Genomic DNA, 22047 nt, shown 5'->3' with positions numbered 1-22047 from the left:
GATCTGTAAATGCTGGGGTCATGCTTAATAACTGCTGAAATGCTTATCCTATATACATTTTCGCAGTTTTTGACCCCTTTTTTTTATATCTTTGTGAGAAATCCGGGGATCGCAATCACACCCTCAGATTTTGCACTCAGCTGGTTAGCTTTATAAACTGTTTGCGCTGTGAAAGAAGGGTTTGACAATAAAATGTCTTTTTTGTGGATAGAGTTTTTGATAAACTCTCGAATCAAATCTAAATTAGACAACATAAATTTTTATCTATCGCTGTAGTCACATGGGTTAAGACGGTGTTAATTGCAAAGAAGCAATCAAGCAACTGGCTGTATACTCAGCACTTTGCTATAGTCAGTGACCCAGTGTAAGGCAAGCCCCAACACAGTGCAAATTAGCATTTATACTGGTAGTGCATTTGCCAAATAATGGACGAGAGTTTTAATTATACTTAAACCGTTCTTTGACAAAGGTTTCATTTAGTTTTGTATAGTATGCTGCCTAAAAAAATTTTTGAAAAAATTATTTTTTTCTAGGCAGCCAATTAAAGCCTTAAAGTTTTATGCCTTCTAGAAAAGGTTCAAACACGGGAAGTAGTTCTGGGCGACTAACCACGAGGGTAGGAAAAGAGCGATCGCTATAATCGACTCCGGGTAACAACGGAAACGGCTCAGAATTCAGCGATGACCAAACACCGCCAGCAGCCTGGACAATTACCCAAGCACCTGCTAAATCCCAAACTTTTGGTGTTGCCTCAATTCCGCCGAGAGTCGCCCCAGTAGCAACTGTCAAAAAGTTATAGCTAGCTACACCCAACATGCGGATTTTACAGGGAAAGCCGTTGCGGATAATTGCGGTGCTACGGGAACAGAGGTTAAAAAAGTGATTATTGCTGGGACTATCACTACTGGTGTGAATGGGGTGATGGTTGAGAAATGCTCCAGTTGGTGTGGTTATCCCAGATGAACCCGGCCAAAAACCATGAAAAGCTTGGTTCAGGGGTGGTACGTAAACATAACCAAAAATTGGAGTGCCTTGATACAGTAAACCCAGAGAAATTGACCAGATGGGAATACCGCGTGTGAAGTTGGTTGTACCATCGAGGGGGTCAATTACCCAGCACCACTCAGTACCGGGAAAAGAGCGATCGCTTTCTTCAGTCAAAATACCATAACCAGAAAAATTAGAAGCGATCGCATCCCGAATTTCTCGATCTGCCCATGTATCAGATCGCGTTACCAAAGTACCATCGGCTTTTTGCGAAGCCTGTACTTGCCCAAAATCTTGCATTAATTGGTTGCCCACTCTGGTAGTGGTTGTTTGGGCAAAATCAATAACTGTAGTCCAAAAATCATTCATTGATTAATTCTCACGCAGAGGCAAGGCAGCGACGGGTACGTAGGGGGTTTACCCCATGAGCGACTGCCGCGCAAAGACGCAAAGGGTTTTTGCATCTTTGCTTGGGAGGGTAAAGTTCAATCGAGTTCATTTGATAGGATAGAGGCGATCGCAGTTTTGGCATTGGTCTGAAATTCTTTGACATTCACCCGCCAGAGTAACCAAACAGCGATGAGCATACCTATTGCTTGCACCGCAAACACTGTACTGTATGCTAACACTGGCAAAGGAAACAGCATTTTACCTAAATTTAATACTGCTCCACCAAGTATTGTAGCCAGTCCCCTAGCCATTGCTTGAGATAATCCCCAAGCCCCAATAAATGTACCTGCCGTTTCAGCAGCAGTTAAATCCAACATCAAACTGGTAGCACCAGCTGTAATCACTCCAGATGACAGACCGAAAAAAAACAGACTACCCATTAATAAACTTGGGTTAGCGCTAAATCCGGACATAATGATTAAGACAAAGCAGACGGCGGCGCTGATACATCCAATTTTAGTAGTTTGTTTCTTACCTAAGCGCGGCAAAAGTGCAAAACCAGTAGAGCAAATTCCAATGAGAGTACCTATGCCAAAAGGAATGTTTAGTCTGGTGGTTTGGGAAATACACATCCCAAAAACTTCACCACCATAAGGTTCTAAAACTGCATCCTGCATAAAAATACTAATAGTCAACACCAACAGAAAGCCAAAAAATACTCCCGTTTGGCGATTAGCAGTCAGCACTCGTAAAGCTGTACCCAAAGTTATCTGGTCTTCTCTACCTACTAAAGAAGAACGTGTTGTGAAACGAGAATACTTTTTTTCCACGCCGAAAGTTGCCAGCAGCGATAGTCCAAAGACGATGGCAGGCATGATTATAAAAACTGGGTTGATTGTGGATTGGAGTTTAGCTATGTCAACAACTTTGTTTGCCTCAGAGGGGTTGTAGGTTAAAAGAGCCGTCCCACAAATTTCTGGCCTTTCTAGCAACCTGGAACTTACCACTGCTCCAATTACAATACCAATCATCAGCATTGACCAGACAATGCCAATCAATTTAGAACGGTTATCTTCATCGGTAACATCTACCAAAAGAGCAGTAAAAGGTGTGGAACTAGCACTTAAGGCTAAACCATATCCAGCAAAAATTAATGCCAGCACTCCCGCCCAACTATAAGTTTGGAAACTCCAGCCAGTAGTTTGCAAACTGCTACCTAATTGCCAGACTACTTGGAGAGCCAAGAAAGATATAGTTGTAAATAAGATTGCACCAATCCAGACATAGCTAGTGCGATGATAGCCCAGCAATGGCTTAGCATCGGACATCTGCCCAAACCAAATTCGTGCAGGGCTAACAAATTGGTGCATGGCAATAGCAGCAGCTGTGATTAATGGCAAGACTTTCAACTCGTCAATCATCACTCGATTCAGTACACCCAAGGTGAGAAGCGACATGATGCCTAATCCCATCTGAAACAAACCCAGTCGGAACATTGTTAATAAATTAAGCCTGGGTAATGATTGCAAAGATACCGAAGGATTTGATTCCGGATTCGGTGAAATATCGCTGGTGGCCATAGCTACTTTTTCGTATGCTTTATAGGATTTAATCTCTCTCTCTTTAAATAAAGATAAACCCTACTCGCTGCAAAGGAGCGATCGCACCCTACTTATCTCCAGAATTTAGGATGAGTTTTTATGGCTTGGTTGCAAGCCGCGATCGCATCTTGTTTTTGACAAAAAAGTACAACTAACTATGACGATATGCTGAAGCTGAAACAAAGAATCATCACAACATTGAGCAGGAACTAGCTAAAAAATAGCGATCGCCTTCCAGCAAGTACAATAAGAGTACAACTAGTGTTGTACCTTTAGACGCTGATAAAATGAAACGGACACTCTATATTCCTGACGAGTTGTGGGCACAACTCGACCAATACTTAAAAGATCACCCAGAGCAAAACCCATCAAGTGTTATACAGGCAGCACTGGCGGAAAAGTTACGCCCCAAAAATGGTTCAAAGCTACTATCGCTGGCAGGAATTGTAGAAAATGCTCCTATAGACGCTTCAGTTAATGAGGACTATTTGATACAAGGATGAAGCGTCTCGTTTTGGATGCAGGCCCCCTAATTGCCCTGGTTTCTCTCCAAGATAACTACCATGAAGAATCCAAAGCGGGTTTTAGTAAGTTACCAGCTTTGTTTGGTGAGGTTCTAACCCCTCTACCAGTACTGTTTGAAGTTTACAAGTTTGTGCTGCGAGAACAATCTAGCCGTGCTGCTATGACTGCACTAAGTGTCATTAGTGAGAACACAGTCACTGTACCAGTGAGCATGGAAATGTTTCAGGAGATTTACAGCATGGTTCGCCAGATACCAGACTGGCAAGGAAGTTTAGAGGATGCCTCTGTTGTAGCGGTAGCTCAACTTTATGATGCTAGTGTTTGGACATTGGATTACAGAGATTTGAGTTGGTTTAAGAGGCTGGAATTGTGGTCACTGTGAATTACCAAGTCAGTTGAAACATTGTCAGTTTGAGCGATCGCGTCTAATGCCCCATACCCAATCTTGTCTGTAACGCTACACTAAAAAAGTAAAGAAATGTAAATAAATTAAATTTTGCAACCGTGGAAACCATTACATTAGGGCAAAACGGCCCAGTTGTTACACCTTTGTGCATAGGCACTTGGGCTTGGGGTGATAAACTCTTTTGGAATTATGGCAACGGCTACGGTCCAGAACAGTTAAAAGAAGCATTCACCGCAGCACTACAAGCTGGAGTTAACTTCTTCGATACTGCGGAAATCTACGGAATGGGATTATCAGAGAAATTTTTGGGCGAATTTATGCAACAGACACAACAACCTGTGCAAATCGCCACAAAATTTGGCCCTCTACCGTGGCGATTTACAGGTCAATCTGTCTCTGATGCTTTAACAGAGAGTCTTAAACGCTTACAAGTAGAGCAAATCCCCCTCTACCAAGTACATTGGCCTTTTGCTTTCTTTTTAAGCCAAAAAACTCTGATGAATGCTTTAGCCGATGAAGTTAAACGCGGTAGAATTGCTGCGATCGGCGTGAGTAATTACTCAGCAGAGCAAATGCGAGACGCCCATCAAATCTTGGCAGACCGTGGAGTGCCTTTGGCTGTAAACCAAGTACGCTATTCTTTACTGACTCGCCAAATTGAAAGTAAGGGTATTGTAGCAACTGCCCGTGAGTTGGGTGTTACTCTGTTGGCTTATAGTCCTTTAGCTCAGGGATTACTCACAGGCAAATACACTATTGATAGTGCCCAAACTCCCACTGGTGCAAGAAAAATAGACCCAAGATTTACTAAAGAAGGCTTACAAAAAATTGCACCAGTAATATCTTTGCTACGCAGTTTTGGAGAAAAATACGATCGCACCCCAGCCCAAGTCGCTCTCAATTGGTTAATTTGTCAAGGTAATGTCATTCCCATTGCTGGAGTGAAGACAGCCCAACATGTACGTCAAAATGTCGGCGCTTTGGGTTGGAGATTGAACGAGGATGAAATTCAAGAGTTAGAAAAAGTTAGCCGTCCTTGGCTGTAGAGACGTTGCATTGCAACGTCTCTACCCATTGCAATGCAACGTCTCTACTCGAACACCGGAGGCCAAAGTTCTGACACTACTAGTTCCCAACCTGGTAATAATTCTGGTAGTGTCAGTTTGTCGTTGTCCTGCAAAACTATCGGTTCTTGGTTGAGGCGATAAACTGTGACCGTTAATTTGTCAGGATCGATGAGAATACCAACTGTAGATCCCAGTTGTAAAAATAGCTGAATCTTTTCTACCAATGGTTTAATCCGATCTGACTTAGATTTTACCTCAACCATCAAATCAGGCACTAATTCCACAAAGTCACGCCTGCTAATTTTAAGTCTATCAGCACGAACAAAAGACACATCAGGAGCGCGGAGATTTCGTTTCTCGTTATCAGCTTCTTTGCCGTTTTCTGTTTCTAATGTAGGCAAAATAAAACCGGCGCTGGAACCAGTCACCCGTCCTAATTTTCGTGGACGCACCCAATTGCCAAGTAATCGAATTAACTCAGCGCCTATTTCTTCTGACTCATAATCTGATGGCCCCATAACAATTATATTTCCGTCTACCAGCTCCATTTGCCATTCTGGATGCTCTGCTTGTAGTTGCTCTAAGTCTGGAATACTGAACATAAGACCACGAAGAATGCATCTTTAATTCATCTTCCTACAAACATGTAGAAGAAGTTACCCAAAAAGTCAAAAAGTCAAGAGTCCAAAGTCAAAATCTTAACTCTAACTCTCAACTCTTAACTCTCTCAATTTTAGATTTTGAATTTTGAATTTTGGATTGAAGTAAAAATTAGAAATCTAAAACCCAAAATTCATTAACTTATAACTAAGAAGCAGATTCCCTAGCTGTAGGCGAACCTAACTTTTGAGTGGGTGACACAGAAGCATCGCGACGGCTTGTCCGGAGTTTGGGCTTGGGAGTACCACTTCTTTCTTCGTCTGTTGTGCTGCTATCTGATTTCCAGCTAGTACGGGGACGATCGCCAGAAGATTCCCGGCGCTTGCCGTTGGCGAGTCTGGGTTTGGGAGTGGCTGGTTCCTCTTGGGGAATTTCTACGTCGGATTGCAACCAAGCAGGACGAGTTTGGTCGTAAGCGATTTGCAATGCAGCAGCAGCGATCGCTTGAGCATCATATTTTTCAATTAATTCGCTGACGATGGGCAAAAATGAAGCCAAACGTTCGCCAGCTAAAGCTTCGCGCACTTGCTCTTGTAATTTCAAGATGTGCCGTGCTTCAATTTGTGCGCGTGTGGGAATTGACAACACTTGCCAAGCTTGGCGATTATGACGTTCAAATGTTTGCTGCTTGCGCCGTTCAAATGGTTGTACTAAAGAAATTGCGGTTCCTTCTTTACCAGCACGACCAGTACGACCAATGCGGTGAACGTAAGTTTCTACGCTATCAGGTAAGTCGTAGTTGATCACATGGGAGAGTTGATCGACATCTAATCCGCGTGCCGCAATATCAGTTGCTACTACCCAACGTACTTGACGATTCCGGAATCGGCTCAATAACCGTTCCCGTGCTTGTTGGGACAAGTCACCGTGGTATTCATCCACACTATGACCCGCAGCTTGCAGTTGGTTGGTGAGTTCGGCGGCGGTGCGTCTGGTGCGAACAAAGATTAAAGCTGTTTCTGGATCTTCCATTTCCAGAATTGGCTGTAAAGCTTTGGCTTTTGTCCAGTGACGAGGGATTAGGTAAGCTACCTGATTGATTTTGTTAGGCGCAGCTTTTGGTTGCTCGACGGTGACTGTTGCTGGCGATCGCAAAAACTTGTTCACCAAAGAACGAATCGATGGCGGCATTGTCGCCGAAAATAAAGCTGTTTGGCGATCTGTAGGTGCTTGGGAGAGGATTTTTATGACATCATCAATAAAGCCCATGCTCAACATTTCATCGGCTTCATCTAAGACAAACCATTTTACTTGATCGAGCTTCAAACAACCGCGATCGAGCAAATCTATTACTCGTCCTGGGGTGCCGACAACGATGTGAACGCCACGTTTGAGCTGTAACATTTGCCGTTCAATTGATTGACCGCCATAGATTGCTAAAACCCGCAATCCGTCATTGCCGATAAACTGGGCGATCGCATCGTGAACTTGCATGGCTAATTCACGAGTTGGCGTTAAAATCAAGGCCTGCACAGCTTTTTGATTAATATCCAGCCGTTCTAAAATTGGCAGTGAAAATGCTGCTGTTTTACCTGTCCCAGTTTGAGATTGACCAACTACATCGCGACCCGCCAATAGTTGGGGAATTGCTTGGGTTTGAATACTAGTAGGTGTGGTAAAGCCAATTTTTTCTAATTGCTCGACGCGTTCTTGGGAAATACCTAATTCTTGAAACGAAAGATTCATCAATTCTCCTAAATTTTATCTAAGGATTTTTCGATTGGTCATTGGCCAAACAGGGCATTGGGCATGGGGCATTGGTTATTCACTAATGACTAATGACTAATGACTAATGACTAATGACTAATTAGTTATTGACAACGCGACCATATAGGTCGTATGTATCAGCGTGGTGAATCGCTACTGGCACGATGGTTCCTAACTTTGCCTGTCCTTGGACATATACTTGGCCATCGACCTCTGGAGAAAATCTACCTGAACGACCGATTAATTCACCACTTTCAGGATTTTCTTGCTCAATCAGGACATCGACGATTTTGCCTACTTCCTGTTGATTTTTCTTTTGGGAAATCGGTTGCTGGAGTTCCATCAGTCGATCTCGGCGGTTGTCCATCACTTCTTGAGATAACTGATTTGGCAGGTTGTAGGCGGGGGTTCCTTCTTCTGGTGAAAAGGTGAAGACGCCAACATGGTCAAATTCATGCCGCCGGACGAATTCTAGTAGATGCTCAAAATGCTCGCTTGTTTCTCCTGGGAAACCAACAATAAATGTTGTCCGCAATACAGCTGTTGGTAGTGCCGTTTTGATGCGATCTATAATCCCATCATTTACACGCCCTTGCCAAGGACGGTTCATGGCACGGAGAATCTCTGGATGAGAATGTTGCAAGGGCAAATCGAGATAAGGCAAGACGTTGGGTGTTTCTTTGATTGCCGCTATTACATCTTGTGTCAATCCCGTGGGATAAGCGTAGTGGATTCTAATCCACGGTACATTCACGTTCCCCAAAGCTCGGAGTAATTCGGCTAGCTTTGGCTGACCATAAATATCTAGACCGTAATTAGTCGTGATTTGGGAAATTAAAATAATTTCCTGTACTCCCTGACTAACTAACTGCTCGGCTTCAGCGACTATCGATTCTATAGTACGCGATCGCTGGTTCCCTCTTAAATGAGGAATTATACAAAACGCACAACGATAATCACATCCTTCGGCAACCCTGAGGTAAGCTACGCCCTCTGTTGTAGTGCGATAGCGCGGTGTAGTTTCGTCGGCAATGTAGGTTGGTTCGATACTAACCTGTTTGACCCGTTCGCCTTGTTCTACACGCTCAATTACATTTACAATTTTGTGATAATCACCTGTACCTACTACCGCTACTGCTTCCGGCAACTCATCCAAAAGTTGTTCTTGGAAATGTTGCGCCATACAGCCAGTAATCACGATTTTTTTGTTTGCTTCTGCCAGTTCTACCAAAGTCCTGACAGATTCAAGTCTCGCCGCTTCAATAAAACTACATGTATTAACAATAACGTAATCTGCTAACTCTTCATTTGTATCTACACCGTAGCCTGCTTCTACGAGCATTCCTAACATGTGTTCTGTATCTATTCGATTTTTCTCGCAGCCCAGGTGAGAAATGGCAATTGTTGGCTTGTCACCCATATTTTGAAAAAATTTTCAGTTTTTTTCTTGTAATCAAATTCATTCCAGCACTAACGCAAGCTTTTTTTATCAGCATCCTCATGAGAAGATTAACAGCGGTAAATTCCCACTGTCAGCAAATGCCCGTTGACCTATGACCCCATCGATTATAAAAATAGAGGTCATGTTATGATACTTCTATCAATTTGTTCCCCAGGGTAAATTGAAGTGTCTTTGGGTACATTTGACACTTGTAATGTTTTTTAACAATTGGCCTATTGGTATTTTACATTACCACAGCGTGTGCGTTGTTAACCTACCCCATCGGGAAGCCGCCCAAAGGGCTTGTTGTGAGAAGTCGCTACCCTCAGGGAAATCGCCTTCGCGACTACGCCCATAAAGCAGTAATGGTACCTTGGCGATCGGTTAGTCCTACGACTGTGCGCGGACGAGACGCCTAAACCACGGAAAGCTGCCTTGCGTGTTGTGAGTGGCAAACTCCTCTTGTAGCCAGGTTTTATCTTAACATATCTTATGACAAGTTTGACGCCAATTTCCATCTTCGGAAGGAGGCAGTAAACCGACCAAGTTAAAAAAAGGGACAAGGGAGCAAGGGGACAAGGGGATTGGGGTATTGAGATTGCTCAGTTGTGAGTTCTGAATTCTGAGTGCCGAATTTTGTAAAATTGACTTATGCAAAATTATTCAAAATTCAAAAAGCTGATGAGTCAAGCTTTTCGGGTATTTTGAATTGTAGGTATATTTGGGTGTTGTAGTACTAGCCTCTAATCTCTAGTCTCCAATCCCTAATCCCTCGCAATAATTAAAGACGTGGACTTATATCAGCTATTTAAAACTCGCTCACCAATTATTGGCGTGGTTCACCTGCTACCACTGCCAACCTCACCCCGTTGGGGAGGTAGCCTCAAAGCGGTAATTGACCGCGCCGAACAAGAAGCCGCAGCCTTAGCAAGCGGAGGTGTTGACGGCATGATTGTAGAGAATTTTTTCGACGCGCCGTTTACCAAAAACCAAGTAGATCCAGTGGTTGTGAGTGCCATGACCATTGTGGTGCAGCGGATACAGAACTTGGTAACATTGCCAGTGGGCTTAAATGTGTTGCGAAACGACGCCAAAAGTGCAATGGCGATCGCCAGCTGTGTCCAGGCACAATTTATCCGCGTCAACGTCCTCACAGGAGTGATGGCAACTGACCAGGGATTAATTGAGGGAGAAGCCCATCAACTACTGCGCTATCGACGGGAGTTAGGCAGCGATGTTAAAATCCTGGCCGATGTTTTGGTAAAACACGCCCGTCCTTTGAGTTCTCCAAATCTCACAGTCGCCGTCAAGGACACCATTGAAAGGGGTTTAGCAGACGGGGTTATATTGTCTGGTTGGGCTACTGGTAGCCCTCCTAACTTAGAAGATTTGGAATTAGCTTGTGGTGCGGCAGCTGGAACGCCAGTGTTCATCGGTAGTGGGGCAAATTGGGAAAATATTGATACATTAATGCAAGCAGCAGATGGTGTCATAGTTTCCAGTTCCTTGAAACGTCACGGACGGATAGAGCAACCAATTGACCCCATTCGCGTCAGTCAATTTGTGGAAGCCGCACGTCGCAGTTGGAACTCCAAAAGTGAAAGCAAGTCACCAGGACAAGTGAAATTGCATTCTTAAATGGGGCAAGGGGCAAGGGGCAAGGGGCAAAGGGCAAAGGCAAGATCCCCCCTTTTCCCTTTTCCCTGCCCGAAGGGTTTTGCCCATTTCCCAATCCCCAATCCCCAGTACCCAATCCCCATTCCCCAATATTTATGATTCGCCGCCGTTCTACTCCTTGGATTCATAAATGGTCACGTCCATTGATTGCCGCGATCGCTGGATGTGGTGCCCTGACGACAGGTTATCTCACCATAGAAAAGTTGACAGGAGGCAGTGCAGCTTGTGTGGCACAGGCTGGTGTCAAAGGCTGTAATGATGTGCTTTCGAGTCCTTGGGCAACAGTTTTTGGTCAGCCATTAGCTTTGTTTGGGTTTTTGGCATACACCAGTATGCTGATATTTGCTTTGGCTCCTTTGGTATTTTCCTCACCAGACAATAATAATAGTCGCAAGCAACTGGAAAATTTGACGTGGTGGCTATTGTTAGTGGGTGCGATCGCTATGTCTGTGTTTAGCGGTTACTTAATGTACCTGCTGGCATTCCAAATCAAAGCCGTTTGTCCTTACTGTATCGGCTCAGCTTTGTTCTCCACTAGTCTTTTGGTACTGACAATTATTGGTCGTACTTGGGAAGATATTGGACAAATCTTGTTTACCGCCTTGATCGTCGGTATGGTGACACTGATCGGTACTTTAGGCATTTATGCTGGCGTCAATCAATCAGATGTTACACCGGGAACTCCTGGACAACCTGTAAAAATTTCCTTTGTTCCCAAAGAAGATCCTAACCCCGCAATAGGGGGGTGGGAAATCAATACCACCTCTGGTGAGGCAGAAATAGCCCTAGCACGACATCTGGTGAAGATAGGTGCTAAGGAATACGTCGCTTTTTGGTGTCCTCACTGCCACGAACAAAAGCTGATCTTTGGCAAAGAAGCTTATCAAGAAATCAACAATAATATTAAGGTAGAGTGCGCCCCTCCAGGACTCAAAGCTCAACCAGAACTGTGTCAAGCTGCAAAAATTGAAGGCTTCCCGACTTGGATTATCAATGGGAAAAGCTATAGTGGAGTGCAAAACTTAGAGGAACTAGCCAAAGTTTCTGGTTACACAGGCCCTCGTAACTTCAAATATTTCAAGTAATTGCCAACACAAGGGTGTTTTTGGCTATTTGGCTTTTAGATCTGGTATTGGACTCCTATTTGATTGGGTGAAAAAACTCGCTTGCAAGTGGAAAAGTCTGATTTCTAACTGCCTACTCCCTGCCGATGACGCTTGGGCTGTGCTTGGCGCACCAGGGAAATAAGTTAAATATCAAAGTCGATTAGTATAGTTAACTGGATAAAGACAGCAAGTCTGTTTTCCAGTTAACTTTTTTGTTTTTGGTAATATTAGTGATAAATAATAAGTGTTGCTCAATACCTACATTCAGAATTGGGTATTTGTAAGTAAAATAGGCTTAATACCTAGCTTTAAGACTACCTTGGCGTATTTTCCCAACTAAAAATACCTGTATCAATTTTCTTCTGGCTTTTACTTACAAACATCTGAAGCTGTAAGGAACTTGATTGAGTATACTGGCTCTCATGCAGTGTGTACTTTAATTGATTTTTGCAGCACATGGAAGCCGCCTTCGAGTGTAATGATGTCAGCGTTAAACGCGAAAGTGTGTCTGTTGAAGTTACTCTCAATATGCTTTTGTTATTAGTCAAAAAACGCGAGTTCAAACAGCAAAATTCCCTTCCTCAACGTTTGTGCAGATGCCAAGAAAAGCCGAGTTTCAGAACTTTGGGAGCGGCTTAATGAACCAGCAACTAGGCAAGCGTTTTATAAGCTTAATCTTTGGACTCAAACAATCGCTTAGTCGAGAACACAAAGAATTGATGACTGCTGCTGGCGTTGCAGTCTGCGTCCTGTTTTTGCGCTCCATTGGATTATTACAATCCTTAGAGTTGGCAGGTTTGGATCAATTTTTTCGTTTACGTCCAAATGAATCGCCAGAAGAACGTATCACTATTGTTGTGATTGATGAGTCCTATTTAGATCAAGTAGGTTCGTGGCCGATTCCAGATCGGAATATTGCCGAATTGTTGCAAAAATTAAACGTTCATAAACCCCGTGCGATTGGGTTGGATATCTACCGAAATTTGCCAGTGGAGCCTGGTAATGAAGAATTACGTAATGCTTATAAGTCAATGCCAAACTTGATTGGTATTGAACTACTGGCAAATGAAAAAAATAAAAACCTCACTGTTTTACCTCCCCTGGGACTTAACAAAGATCAAGTGGGTTTTAACAATGTACTGTACGACCCTGATGGAAAAGTACGTCGCAGCTTGTTGTATTGGCACGTTGAGGATAAGGTACACGAAAGTTTTGCGTTGAAGTTGGCTTTATTGTATTTAAAATCACAGGGTATTACTCCTACCCAAGCAAAAAGCAACCCTGAGTATTTGCAATTGGGTAAGGCAGTATTTACTCGTTTTGATGCTAATGATGGTGCTTATGTCGGAGCTGATTCTAAAGGCTACCAAATTTTATCCAATTTTCCCAAACCCAAATCTCAAAATCCATCTGTAGAATTTTCTCATTTTCGCCAAGTATCGATGAGTGATGTACTCGCTGATAAAGTCCCAGAAAAATTAATCAAAGATCGGGTTATAGTTGTTGGCTCTACTGCACCCAGTCTCCAAGACTTTGTATTTATTCCTTATTCCAGCGGTTTGATGGGTACGGCGAAGCCTGTGGCTGGTATTCAATTACAAGCTTATTTTATTAGTGAATTAATTTCTGCTGCTGTTGAAGGAAGACCATTACTCAAAGTTTGGTCTGAATTACTAGAATACTTGTGGATTTTTGTTTGGTCTTATGTGGGAGCTGTTACGACATGGCGGATACGAGACTCAACTAAAAGCTTTCTCAGTATTCTGGTTTGTTGCTTTTTATTAGTTCTTAGTAGTTTTGTGGCTTTTTTATACGGTTGGTGGATACCGCTGATTCCTGGGCTGTTTACTTTTGCGATTTCAGCTATTTGGATGACGAGCCATATCGCCCATATGCAGGAAGAGTGGAAACGCTCTAAGGAGTTTTTGCATCATGTGATCAATACGATTCCCGATCCAATTTTTGTGAAAAATGAACAACATCAATGGATTGTTTTAAATGAGGCGTATTGTCGATTTATCGGTTATCCGAATAAGTTGTTAATTGAAAAGTCAGACTATGATTTTTTTCCTAAACATGAAGCTGATGTGTTTAGACAACAGGATGAGTTGGTGTTTCGGACTCAGCAAGCCCACGAAAACGAAGAAGAATTTACAAATGCAGATGGTCAAACTCATCAAATTGCCACTAAGCGATCGCTTCACAAAGACTCAGCTGGCAATTTCTTTTTAGTTGGGGTAATTAGAGATATTACTCAGCGCAAGTTGATGGAGGAAGAACTCAAGCGTACTGCTGCTGAGTTATTTCGCTCTAACAATGAATTAAAGCTCAAAGAAGACCATTTGCGTTATTTAGCATATCACGATCCCCTGACAGGTTTATCCAATCGCAAATTTTTTGCCGAACAACTTTATGAGTCGTTGCACTGGGCGCAACACCATAACTTGTTACTGGGACTGTTGTTTATCGATTTAGACGGCTTCAAACAAGTCAATGATACTTTAGGGCATGAGATGGGCGATCGCCTGCTGATGACTATCGCCGGACGCCTGAGCAATTCTTTACGCGCCAGTGATACAGTTTCTCGTTTGGGTGGCGATGAATTTACTGTGATCTTACGAGCAATTCCCAATGTACAGATAGCTGCTAAAGTGGCTGAAAAAATTCTCAGCAGCATTACCAGACCAATTGTTTTGGATGGGTATGCAATCCGAGTCTCCGCCAGTATTGGGATTAGTGTTTATCCATACAACAGCCAAGACAGTGAAACTTTGATGAAACAAGCAGATGCAGCAATGTACCGTGCTAAACGCTTGGGTAAAAATCGCTACGAATTTGCTTAATTAATCACGATTTTACTTTCCATTAATTGGGTATCAAGTAAATATTTTTACCATTAAATTAGGCTTCTGCACTTGAGACACGTGCAAAGCCCTGTTTTGCAAAAGGATTTTATAGAGCTATGAGGTAGCTTTTTAACTCAAATTCAAACTTAGCAAGGCTTTTGGAAGTGAAGCCTAAACCCGATAAAAGAGCTAAGAAAAAAAGTAGCCTTTATCAGTAATTAAAAAATATAAATTTATTTGGTAAGTATTCTTACTCAAAATTTTATGGATGTACTTAGGTAAATAATGACGAAAATGAAAATCAAATAATTTATGTAACTCTTGCAATAAAAGAGTTATGGAATTTATACTTTATATATCTTTACTTTGGTAAAGTTTTTGCTCTCCAAAAATTAAAGTATTATTATATACTTTTTTAGCTTAGATGCATTCTAAACTTAGTGTTTATACTTAAAAGTATTAAGATATTATTAATAAATAATGAACTGGTCAAAGTGCCTATGGAAATTCATCGCCATATCTAACCTTAGACTGATGCAGAAACAGGACATTTAAGAATATTCCTTAAGTGTCAAGACTATTTAATACCAGCAAATTAATGCTGGCCGGCAAACTAATAGGGCTAATTAGTTGTCTATTACCAGCAGAAATTAATAATTTTGGAATATTCTCAAGGAATTTACGTATATTTACCTAACGCTTTTAAAAAATACTTTTTTCAGAAAAAAACTAGTAAATTTACTGAACATTATGAAAATCAACTTGGGAATGACAAAATTTATGATATTTTGTATAGGTGCTTACATACTAATACCAAAAATTGTGGGGTACGTAGGTGTATTCAGTACTGCAAGTGCTAGTAGTCTTAACTCTAATGGCATGAACACCTTAATTGCCCGCAAAGTCAATTCTCCAGATTTAAAAGACACATATATTCCGCCAAATTATGGTGGCCCTGACAGCCAGCATGGTAGTGGCACCCGGTAAATGGGGCATGGCGTATGGGGACAAGCGAGTTGGGAGGGAGATGAGGAGCAGGGGAAGGAAGAATAAATAACTAATGCCCAATGCCCAATGCCCAATGCCCTATGCCCTATGCCCATCATGCAAGACTGGAGATTTCCACCAACGGTTTGTTTGTACGAGTGTGTGGACTTGCCAATTTGAATTTGGTTGAGGATAGTCTAGGCGATAGTGTCCGCCGCGGCTTTCGGTTCTAAAGGCGGCACTTTTGAGAATTAAATGGGCCACATCCAATAAATTGCGGGTTTCTGCCCAAAGTCGCAATCGGGCTTCAACATCTGGTAGGTCAATACTAGCTGGTTCTCCTGGACGTAAGGCTAGCAAGAATTGAGTTAAAGGCAAAGCAGCCAAATCTTGCTGCCAAGACTCTACAGTGGCGATCGCACTTTCTAATCCTGACTGTTCGCGGCAAATACCAGCATGTTGCCACACTAGGCGCGGTAACTTTTCCCTGAGGGTTTCTAGCTGTGTTTGCTGAGTCTGCCACTCGCTGGCATTAGCAGTAAATTTCTGTAATGGGAGTACTGGTGTTTCTAAGGGTTGCCCAATATCTGCCAACTCAATATTAGCCATCTGGGCGCCGAACACAATACATTCTAGTAGGGAATTACTGGCAAGGCGATTTGCTCCATGCACTCCAGTACTGGCAGTTTCACCCACTGCATATAAACCAGGAATATTCGTGTGATTCATTAAATCCGTAACAATCCCGCCCATCCAATAATGTGCGGCAGGGGCTACAGGAATTGGTTCGTTGAAGACATCGATGCCCCAATGCTGACAAACTTTGATGATGTTAGGAAAGCGATGACGAATCTTGTCAGCGGGAATGGGGCGCATATCCAACCAGACATGGGCAGTGGCGGGATCGAGGGCGGTACGTTGTAAATGGCTAAAAATCGCTCTACTGACCACATCTCTAGGGGCAAGTTCACCTGCTGGGTCGTAGTCAAAGGCAAAACGCCGCCCTTCGTTATCGACGAGGTGTGCCCCTTCACCGCGTACAGCTTCGCTAATCAAAAAGCGATCAGCACCAGGTTTGGTGAGGGCGGTGGGATGGAATTGCACAAATTCTAAATCGCGGAGGATAGCGCCAGCACGAGCCGCGATCGCTACGCCATCACCTGTACTCACAGCCGGGTTAGTGGTTTGGGCAAATACCTGACCGCCACCACCAGTTGCTAGTACTACAGCACCAGCTCTTACCCATGCAATTTTACCTTGATAAAATAAGCTAATTCCCTGACATCGCTGGCTTTGGGGTTCAATCCACAAACTCAAAGCCAAAGCTTGCTGGATGACTTGAATATTTTGGCGGCGGAGAACTTGGGCGGTGAGAGTGGTGGTAACTTCTCGCCCTGTGGTGTCGGCGGCGTGGAGAACGCGGTGGCGAGAATGGGCGGCTTCCAAAGTTAAAGCCAAAGCTTGACCATGACGGTCAAAAGCAACCCCCAAGTTAACTAAAGACTGAATGCAGCTAGGGGCATGTTGGGCGAGGAATTCCACTGCGGCGCGATCGCACAAACCCGCACCTGCTCGGATTGTATCTTCAATATGCAGCGTCGGAGAATCTTCCGGGGCGACTGCTGCGGCAATACCACCTTGTGCCCAATCACTGGCGGACAAAGCCACAGTTTCTTTAGTAATCAAGCCGACTCGCAAGGACTCTGGTAGACATAGCGCTGTGTAGAGTCCAGCAGCACCAGCACCGACTACTAAAACATCAAATTGGCTAGGAATATCTATCTCAGGCAAGGTAATAAATAAGTTAGAAGTGAGGAGTTAGAAGTGAGGAGTTAGGAGTTTTGTGTTTTCAACTCATAACTCCTAACTTCTAACTCATAATTTTGTCCCACTCCCTAGAATCAGGAGTGGGCTGCTATATGTTACGTTAACTGCAATGTGCAGTTATCTGTAGATGCCGTTGTTAAAGCGATCGTCTCCCTCGTTGAAGGCAGACTCTGGTTCTGTGACGGCAAAGTTATCGAAGTTGGCTTGCAGGATTTGTTTTTGGCGATCGCTCAATCCTTCAATATTCAATACATCATCTACGCTTTGGTAGGGAGCATTTTTGATGATGAGCTTCGCAAGGGTAGGATAAAGGCCTGGATACTGTTGAAAAGCTCGGACGTTGGTATTATTCAAATCAATTTTTTTACCAAATTCCGTTGCTAGCTTCTTGTCTGCGCTATTCTGCCGCTCAATTGCCAGAACTGGCACTTGGGGAAAAGCAAAACTGTTGAAACTAGCAGCTTGGGCTATCTGAGTTGTTCCCAACCATCCCCAGCAACCAAGTAACAAACTAAACACTGTTAATAAACGCACCAATCCTTTCACGATTTTTCTACCTCTTTCCATCAAACAGAAATAAAATTTTTAAGCTAACAGCTCTCATCAGTCATGAGTCATTGGTCATACCCTGCGGTAAGCCGCTAATGCGTCTACGTTAGAGAACAAAGGACAAAGGACAAAGGACAAAACCTGATAGCTTAATCAACACAGCAGTCATCAGAAACTAATATACAGCGTATTAATATCCACAATATTTACTGTTACTGGGTTTGACTATACTTTTGCTAAAATTTTTTCCAGTGGTAAGAGTGCCTGCTCCAACCGCAATAGCGTTGCATCTACAGAATACGCTATCATTCCTGGCTGCACAAAATCTTTTCGGCTAGCTGGTTCTACATCCCAAGTGAATAGGAGATTTTGGCATGTCCAATACCGTAAACTCCAGTTCAGGCGACTTTCAGCTGTTGGCCGATTATTGTAATATTTCTTAACTAAACATTGTTCTACAGCATCATCACTGCTGTGTCGTAGATTCTGGGAACACTTTTCTCAGGCAACAGGCGATAGGGAAATCCCAATGCTTAAAACTAGGGGATTTCTATAAGGAAGTATTATTTCTTGCGCTTGGCGTCTGGAAATAAATATTTTTGTTTTTTGCGATCGATAAATTTAGTTGCTTTCTAACCCAAGAAAAGACAGGATTCATGACCATTGCCTGTTACCTGCCTTGAGGGCTTGATAATTTTCAGGCTGCGATCGCCGCTAGCAAAAATAAGCTGTCTACCAAAATTGTGCTTAAAACTGCGCCGCCAAAGGCATACCAGTGTCTGTGAGTTCGACCTAAGGATAAAATTCCCACTGTTAACAGCACTAAGGCGAGAATTATTGCCCAAGCTTGCCCCCAAGGTGTTTGTACTTGAATTAAAGCATTATGTAAAATTTGTGACGTACTATTTGCATCCGCTATCATGATTTGTCGCCAATAGGGCATCAAATCCGCAATATAAAAATATACATCTGTTAAAACTGTACCGAGCAAGGAACCTAAATAAAACCAGTTACCCACCTTGCCCCAATTTTTTACCAAACACCAACAAGCAAATGGTAAGCCGATAGACTCCACCGGCAGATGCCATAGAGGTTCCCAACGCAACCAACCCCAGTAAATTGATCCTGCTAACCAACTCCAGCTAAACCCAAACAGCAAATCCCCCCAGACATATGTTGCAGGACGTGACATTAGTCTAAAACTCAGCCATACCCAAAATCCTGTCAGCGCTAAACTTAAACTAGGTAGCGATCGCACTATTGGTGCTTCTATAAATACGGGCACTGATACTAAAAATACTGCCGCTGCAAATACCAACCATGTTTGTCGAGCAGAGATAGATAAAGGCAGAGAGGGAGAAGATGAGAGTGTAGATTCCAATTTTTTGAGATCCCTGTGCTTGATATTAGACACATCCAACTCGGCATCCAGGGGAGGTATAGAAGCGGTGTATGAAGATAATGTATTATTAACCAACGTTTTTAATATTTGTTACTAAACTTTACCTTATTCAAGATATCACACTTTAAAATCCCCCCCCAGGGCATTTAGATTATACTCAAATTTCGGCAACGGCTGGTGTCGTCGAAGAAGACAAGGGGGCAAGGTAGCAATCTTTGTCCCTTGTCTCCTTCTGGTTGGCTAAATATTAAAGTTTGATGAATTCCGGAAATTGCGTTGACTTATTGAGATGGGTGTAAGAACATGGTCAGCGTCTTGGATGATTTTAGCGATCGCTAAAATTGGATTTTCTACAAGATTGGGTGCAGCAAAAAGTATATAAAGTAACATCGTTACTTAAACAATGTTCATTTTTTTAGACTAGGAAAAAGATATTATGGAGTTTATTCAAGCTTTTATTTTAGGTATTGTTCAAGGTATTACAGAGTTTTTACCAATTAGTAGCACTGCACATCTGCTGATTGTGACAAAGATATTTGGTTGGAAAGAGCTAGGTTCTAAAGATTTTGTCGATGCAATTCAATTTGGCAGTGTTATCGCAATTCTAGGTTACTTTTGGTCATTAATTTCTAATGTTGTTAAAGGTGGAATTGCAGCACTAAAACAGAAAGATTGGGAACGCGAGGAATGGAAAATTCTTGTAGGTATTGCAGTCGGAACGCTGCCTGCTTTAATTGTCGGTTTTCTTTTGAAAGATATTATCCCTGAGAGTGCCTTAATTATTGCCATCATGTCGATTATCATGGCACTTTTACTAGGCTTGGCAGAAAAAATCGGTACTCGCAAGCGAGGTTTTGAGTCATTGCAGATTCGGGATGGGATTTTAGTGGGATTAGGACAAACACTTGCTTTGATTCCTGGTGTTTCTCGTTCTGGCTCGACGTTGACAACTGCGCTATTTTTAGGATTAGAACGGGCTACAGCGGCAAAATTTTCATTTTTATTAGGGTTTCCCACTCTGACTATTGCAACCTTATATAAAAGTCTGAAAATTTTCAAATTATTTCAAGCTCAACAGTTACCAGATAACATTGTTGCGCTGTTAATTGTAGGAATTATTTCAACCTTTATATTTTCCTACCTATCAATTGCATTTTTGATAAAATACTTAGCAACTAAAAATACAATGATTTTTGTTTGGTATAGATTAGCATTCGGTAGTGCTATCTTATTAGCGATCGCAGCAGGTTGGCAGGGATAAATTAGATAATAGTCATTAGTCATTGGTCATTAGTCATTAGTCCAATGACGCCACTTGCTCTACTTGGGGAAACCCCTGCGTACCCGTCAGTGGCTCCCCCAATGCCCCATGCCCCATGCCCCATGCCCATGTCTACTATTCAACCTGCCCGCATTACCAGAGTACTACCTGATTCTATAGCCGCAGAGATTGGTTTTGAAATGGGGGATGCGATCGTTGCAATTAACGGTACGCGTCCTCGCGATTTAATTGATTATCAATTTTTATGTGCTGATGAAGTTTTAGAACTAGAAGTTTTAGACGCTGCCGGTAAAACACATCACATTGAAATCGAAAAAGACTACGACGAAGACTTGGGGCTAGAATTTGAAACTGCCCTCTTTGATGGCTTAATTCAGTGCAATAACCGCTGTCCGTTTTGCTTTATCGACCAACAGCCACCAGGTAAGCGTTCTAGTTTGTATTTGAAAGACGATGATTATCGTCTGAGCTTTTTGTACGGTTCTTATCTTACCCTCACCAATCTACCAGAAAAAGAATGGCGGCGCATTGAACAAATGCGTTTATCTCCGTTGTATGTTTCCGTTCATGCCACGGAGGCTGAAGTCAGAATTAGATTGCTGAAAAATCCCCGTGCGGGACAAATATTGCAACAACTCAAGTGGTTTCAAGAAAGGCGACTACAAATTCATGCCCAAGTCGTTGTTTGTCCTGGCATTAATGATGGCGAACATCTCCAACAAACTCTCAAAGATTTAGCTTCCTTTCATACTGGTGAAGTGCCTACGGTGGCGTCGGTGGCTGTTGTACCGGTTGGGTTGACACGATTTCGTCCCCAAGAAGATCAACTCATACCTGTAACTAGGGAAAAAGCTCAAGAAGTGATTTCCCAAGTCAAAATACTTTCGCAACAATTTCGTCAAAAATTTGGCTCTAGCGTTGCTTGGTTAGCTGATGAGTGGTTTTTGATTGCAGGTGAAGAATTACCAAGCGAATCAGAATACGAAGAATATCCCCAAATTGATAACGGTGTTGGTTCAATTCAGTTATTTATCAAAGAATTTGCCACCGCAGCGGCAGAATTACTACCACAGAAAGTCTATCCTCCAAGAAAGTTTACTTGGGTAGTAGGTAACACTGTAGAAAAAGCATTTCAACCGATTTTGAAGCGTTTAAATTTGGTTGAAGGTTTAGAAGTAAATATGCGTGCTTTATCTAGTGATTACTGGGGTCAAGATATTAGTGTCACGGGATTACTAACTGGTCATGACTTACTTTTAAATTTAGCAGGCCAAGATTTAGGTGATGGCATTTTGTTGCCAAAGGTGATGTTAAAGCATGGTGAATTGGTATTTCTAGATGATATGAGGGTTGAAGAATTAGCAAGCAAATTGAAGACAAATATCTTACCAGTAGCAGGGGTTGAAGATTTAATTAATACCTGTATTGGTTAATTGATTTTTGTCAATCTTTTACCTTATACAATTTAACAAGGTTCTGCAACTACTATTAGTTAGCGTTAAAAAAAAAATAATTTTTTGCCTAGCCTTTTGATCCCTTGTGGTGTAGACTGGGAGTCAGTAAGTAAATACAGCAATCGCGTGCAGA

General features: G+C 42.5%; 17 protein-coding genes. 9 read left to right on the top strand and 8 right to left on the bottom strand.

Annotation, left to right across the window (positions count from 1 at the left end):
* Positions 1–549 precede the first annotated feature (549 nt).
* Both H6H03_RS07700 and H6H03_RS07695 read right to left on the bottom strand, forming a co-directional pair.
* Complete coding sequence (locus H6H03_RS07700) at positions 550–1356, bottom strand: inositol monophosphatase family protein (RefSeq protein WP_190954550.1); 807 nt, start codon at positions 1354–1356, stop codon at positions 550–552.
* 116 nt (positions 1357–1472) lie between these two features.
* Positions 1473–2957, bottom strand: a complete 1485-nt coding sequence (locus H6H03_RS07695) for a BCD family MFS transporter (protein WP_190954549.1) — start codon at positions 2955–2957, stop codon at positions 1473–1475.
* Positions 2958–3265: 308 nt separating this feature from the next.
* Between H6H03_RS07695 and H6H03_RS07690 the strand changes: the two genes are divergently transcribed.
* The 3 genes from H6H03_RS07690 (at position 3266) to H6H03_RS07680 (ending at position 4955) form a co-directional block, all read left to right on the top strand.
* Positions 3266–3481 (top strand): DUF2811 domain-containing protein, encoded by a 216-nt coding sequence (locus H6H03_RS07690; protein ID WP_190954548.1) that lies wholly within the window; start codon positions 3266–3268, stop codon positions 3479–3481.
* Complete coding sequence (locus tag H6H03_RS07685) at positions 3478–3885, top strand: type II toxin-antitoxin system VapC family toxin (protein WP_190954547.1); 408 nt, start codon at positions 3478–3480, stop codon at positions 3883–3885. The genes H6H03_RS07690 and H6H03_RS07685 overlap by 4 nt, the downstream gene beginning before the upstream one ends.
* Positions 3886–4007: 122 nt before the next feature.
* Positions 4008–4955 (top strand): aldo/keto reductase, encoded by a 948-nt coding sequence (locus H6H03_RS07680; RefSeq protein ID WP_190954546.1) that lies wholly within the window; start codon positions 4008–4010, stop codon positions 4953–4955.
* A gap of 44 nt (positions 4956–4999) precedes the next feature.
* Here the strand turns inward: H6H03_RS07680 and H6H03_RS07675 are convergent, their stop codons facing one another.
* From H6H03_RS07675 to rimO, 3 genes are all read right to left on the bottom strand, one after another.
* On the bottom strand, positions 5000–5578 hold the full coding sequence (locus tag H6H03_RS07675; RefSeq protein ID WP_190954545.1) for a Uma2 family endonuclease: 579 nt from the start codon (positions 5576–5578) through the stop codon (positions 5000–5002).
* Positions 5579–5783: 205 nt separating this feature from the next.
* A complete protein-coding gene (locus H6H03_RS07670) occupies positions 5784–7322 on the bottom strand; it encodes a DEAD/DEAH box helicase (protein ID WP_190954544.1) in 1539 nt (512 codons plus the stop codon).
* 121 nt (positions 7323–7443) lie between these two features.
* Complete coding sequence (rimO, locus tag H6H03_RS07665) at positions 7444–8763, bottom strand: 30S ribosomal protein S12 methylthiotransferase RimO (protein WP_190954543.1); 1320 nt, start codon at positions 8761–8763, stop codon at positions 7444–7446.
* Positions 8764–9573: 810 nt separating this feature from the next.
* On the opposite strand from rimO, the gene btpA reads away from it, so the two are divergent.
* The 4 genes from btpA to H6H03_RS07645 all read left to right on the top strand — a co-directional run bounded on the left by btpA (position 9574) and on the right by H6H03_RS07645 (position 15400).
* Entirely contained in the window at positions 9574–10422 is an 849-nt protein-coding gene (btpA, locus tag H6H03_RS07660) for a photosystem I biogenesis protein BtpA (protein WP_190954542.1), read from the top strand.
* Between the two features lie 134 nt (positions 10423–10556).
* Entirely contained in the window at positions 10557–11546 is a 990-nt protein-coding gene (locus H6H03_RS07655) for a vitamin K epoxide reductase family protein (RefSeq protein ID WP_190954541.1), read from the top strand.
* Positions 11547–12205: 659 nt separating this feature from the next.
* Positions 12206–14410 carry a CHASE2 domain-containing protein gene (locus tag H6H03_RS07650; RefSeq protein WP_190954540.1) on the top strand — a complete coding sequence of 735 codons (2205 nt, stop codon included), beginning with the start codon at positions 12206–12208 and terminating at the stop codon, positions 14408–14410.
* 783 nt (positions 14411–15193) lie between these two features.
* Positions 15194–15400: a hypothetical protein gene (locus H6H03_RS07645; protein WP_190954539.1), complete on the top strand. Its 207-nt coding sequence runs from the start codon at positions 15194–15196 to the stop codon at positions 15398–15400.
* A gap of 99 nt (positions 15401–15499) precedes the next feature.
* Here the strand turns inward: H6H03_RS07645 and nadB are convergent, their stop codons facing one another.
* The 3 genes from nadB to H6H03_RS07630 form a co-directional block, all read right to left on the bottom strand.
* On the bottom strand, positions 15500–17191 hold the full coding sequence (gene nadB / locus H6H03_RS07640; protein ID WP_190954538.1) for an L-aspartate oxidase: 1692 nt from the start codon (positions 17189–17191) through the stop codon (positions 15500–15502).
* A gap of 153 nt (positions 17192–17344) precedes the next feature.
* On the bottom strand, positions 17345–17773 hold the full coding sequence (gene psbU / locus H6H03_RS07635; protein ID WP_190954537.1) for a photosystem II complex extrinsic protein PsbU: 429 nt from the start codon (positions 17771–17773) through the stop codon (positions 17345–17347).
* A 700-nt stretch (positions 17774–18473) separates the two neighbouring features.
* Positions 18474–19253 (bottom strand): DUF3120 domain-containing protein, encoded by a 780-nt coding sequence (locus tag H6H03_RS07630; protein WP_190954536.1) that lies wholly within the window; start codon positions 19251–19253, stop codon positions 18474–18476.
* A gap of 361 nt (positions 19254–19614) precedes the next feature.
* On the opposite strand from H6H03_RS07630, the gene H6H03_RS07625 reads away from it, so the two are divergent.
* Both H6H03_RS07625 and H6H03_RS07620 read left to right on the top strand, forming a co-directional pair.
* Positions 19615–20439 (top strand): undecaprenyl-diphosphate phosphatase, encoded by an 825-nt coding sequence (locus tag H6H03_RS07625; RefSeq protein ID WP_190954535.1) that lies wholly within the window; start codon positions 19615–19617, stop codon positions 20437–20439.
* A 128-nt stretch (positions 20440–20567) separates the two neighbouring features.
* Entirely contained in the window at positions 20568–21893 is a 1326-nt protein-coding gene (locus H6H03_RS07620; RefSeq protein WP_190954564.1) for a TIGR03279 family radical SAM protein, read from the top strand.
* Positions 21894–22047: the final 154 nt, after the last annotated feature.

Source organism: Nostoc paludosum FACHB-159, assembly GCF_014698835.1.
Taxonomy (GTDB): domain Bacteria; phylum Cyanobacteriota; class Cyanobacteriia; order Cyanobacteriales; family Nostocaceae; genus Nostoc; species Nostoc paludosum.
This window is presented reverse-complemented; position numbering and strand designations above follow the sequence as displayed.

What these genes read in the sequence shown, in the direction of transcription:
- H6H03_RS07695 (WP_190954549.1), bottom strand. Translation starts at nt 2,957, where the DNA reads ATGGCCACCAGCGATATTTCACCGAATCCGGAATCAAATCCTTCGGTA.
- H6H03_RS07650 (WP_190954540.1), top strand. Translation starts at nt 12,206, where the DNA reads ATGAACCAGCAACTAGGCAAGCGTTTTATAAGCTTAATCTTTGGACTC.
- H6H03_RS07655 (WP_190954541.1), top strand. Translation starts at nt 10,557, where the DNA reads ATGATTCGCCGCCGTTCTACTCCTTGGATTCATAAATGGTCACGTCCA.
- H6H03_RS07670 (WP_190954544.1), bottom strand. Translation starts at nt 7,322, where the DNA reads ATGAATCTTTCGTTTCAAGAATTAGGTATTTCCCAAGAACGCGTCGAG.
- H6H03_RS07700 (WP_190954550.1), bottom strand. Translation starts at nt 1,356, where the DNA reads ATGAATGATTTTTGGACTACAGTTATTGATTTTGCCCAAACAACCACT.
- H6H03_RS07625 (WP_190954535.1), top strand. Translation starts at nt 19,615, where the DNA reads ATGGAGTTTATTCAAGCTTTTATTTTAGGTATTGTTCAAGGTATTACA.
- rimO (WP_190954543.1), bottom strand. Translation starts at nt 8,763, where the DNA reads ATGGGTGACAAGCCAACAATTGCCATTTCTCACCTGGGCTGCGAGAAA.
- H6H03_RS07675 (WP_190954545.1), bottom strand. Translation starts at nt 5,578, where the DNA reads ATGTTCAGTATTCCAGACTTAGAGCAACTACAAGCAGAGCATCCAGAA.
- H6H03_RS07685 (WP_190954547.1), top strand. Translation starts at nt 3,478, where the DNA reads ATGAAGCGTCTCGTTTTGGATGCAGGCCCCCTAATTGCCCTGGTTTCT.
- H6H03_RS07645 (WP_190954539.1), top strand. Translation starts at nt 15,194, where the DNA reads ATGATATTTTGTATAGGTGCTTACATACTAATACCAAAAATTGTGGGG.
- H6H03_RS07690 (WP_190954548.1), top strand. Translation starts at nt 3,266, where the DNA reads ATGAAACGGACACTCTATATTCCTGACGAGTTGTGGGCACAACTCGAC.
- H6H03_RS07620 (WP_190954564.1), top strand. Translation starts at nt 20,568, where the DNA reads ATGTCTACTATTCAACCTGCCCGCATTACCAGAGTACTACCTGATTCT.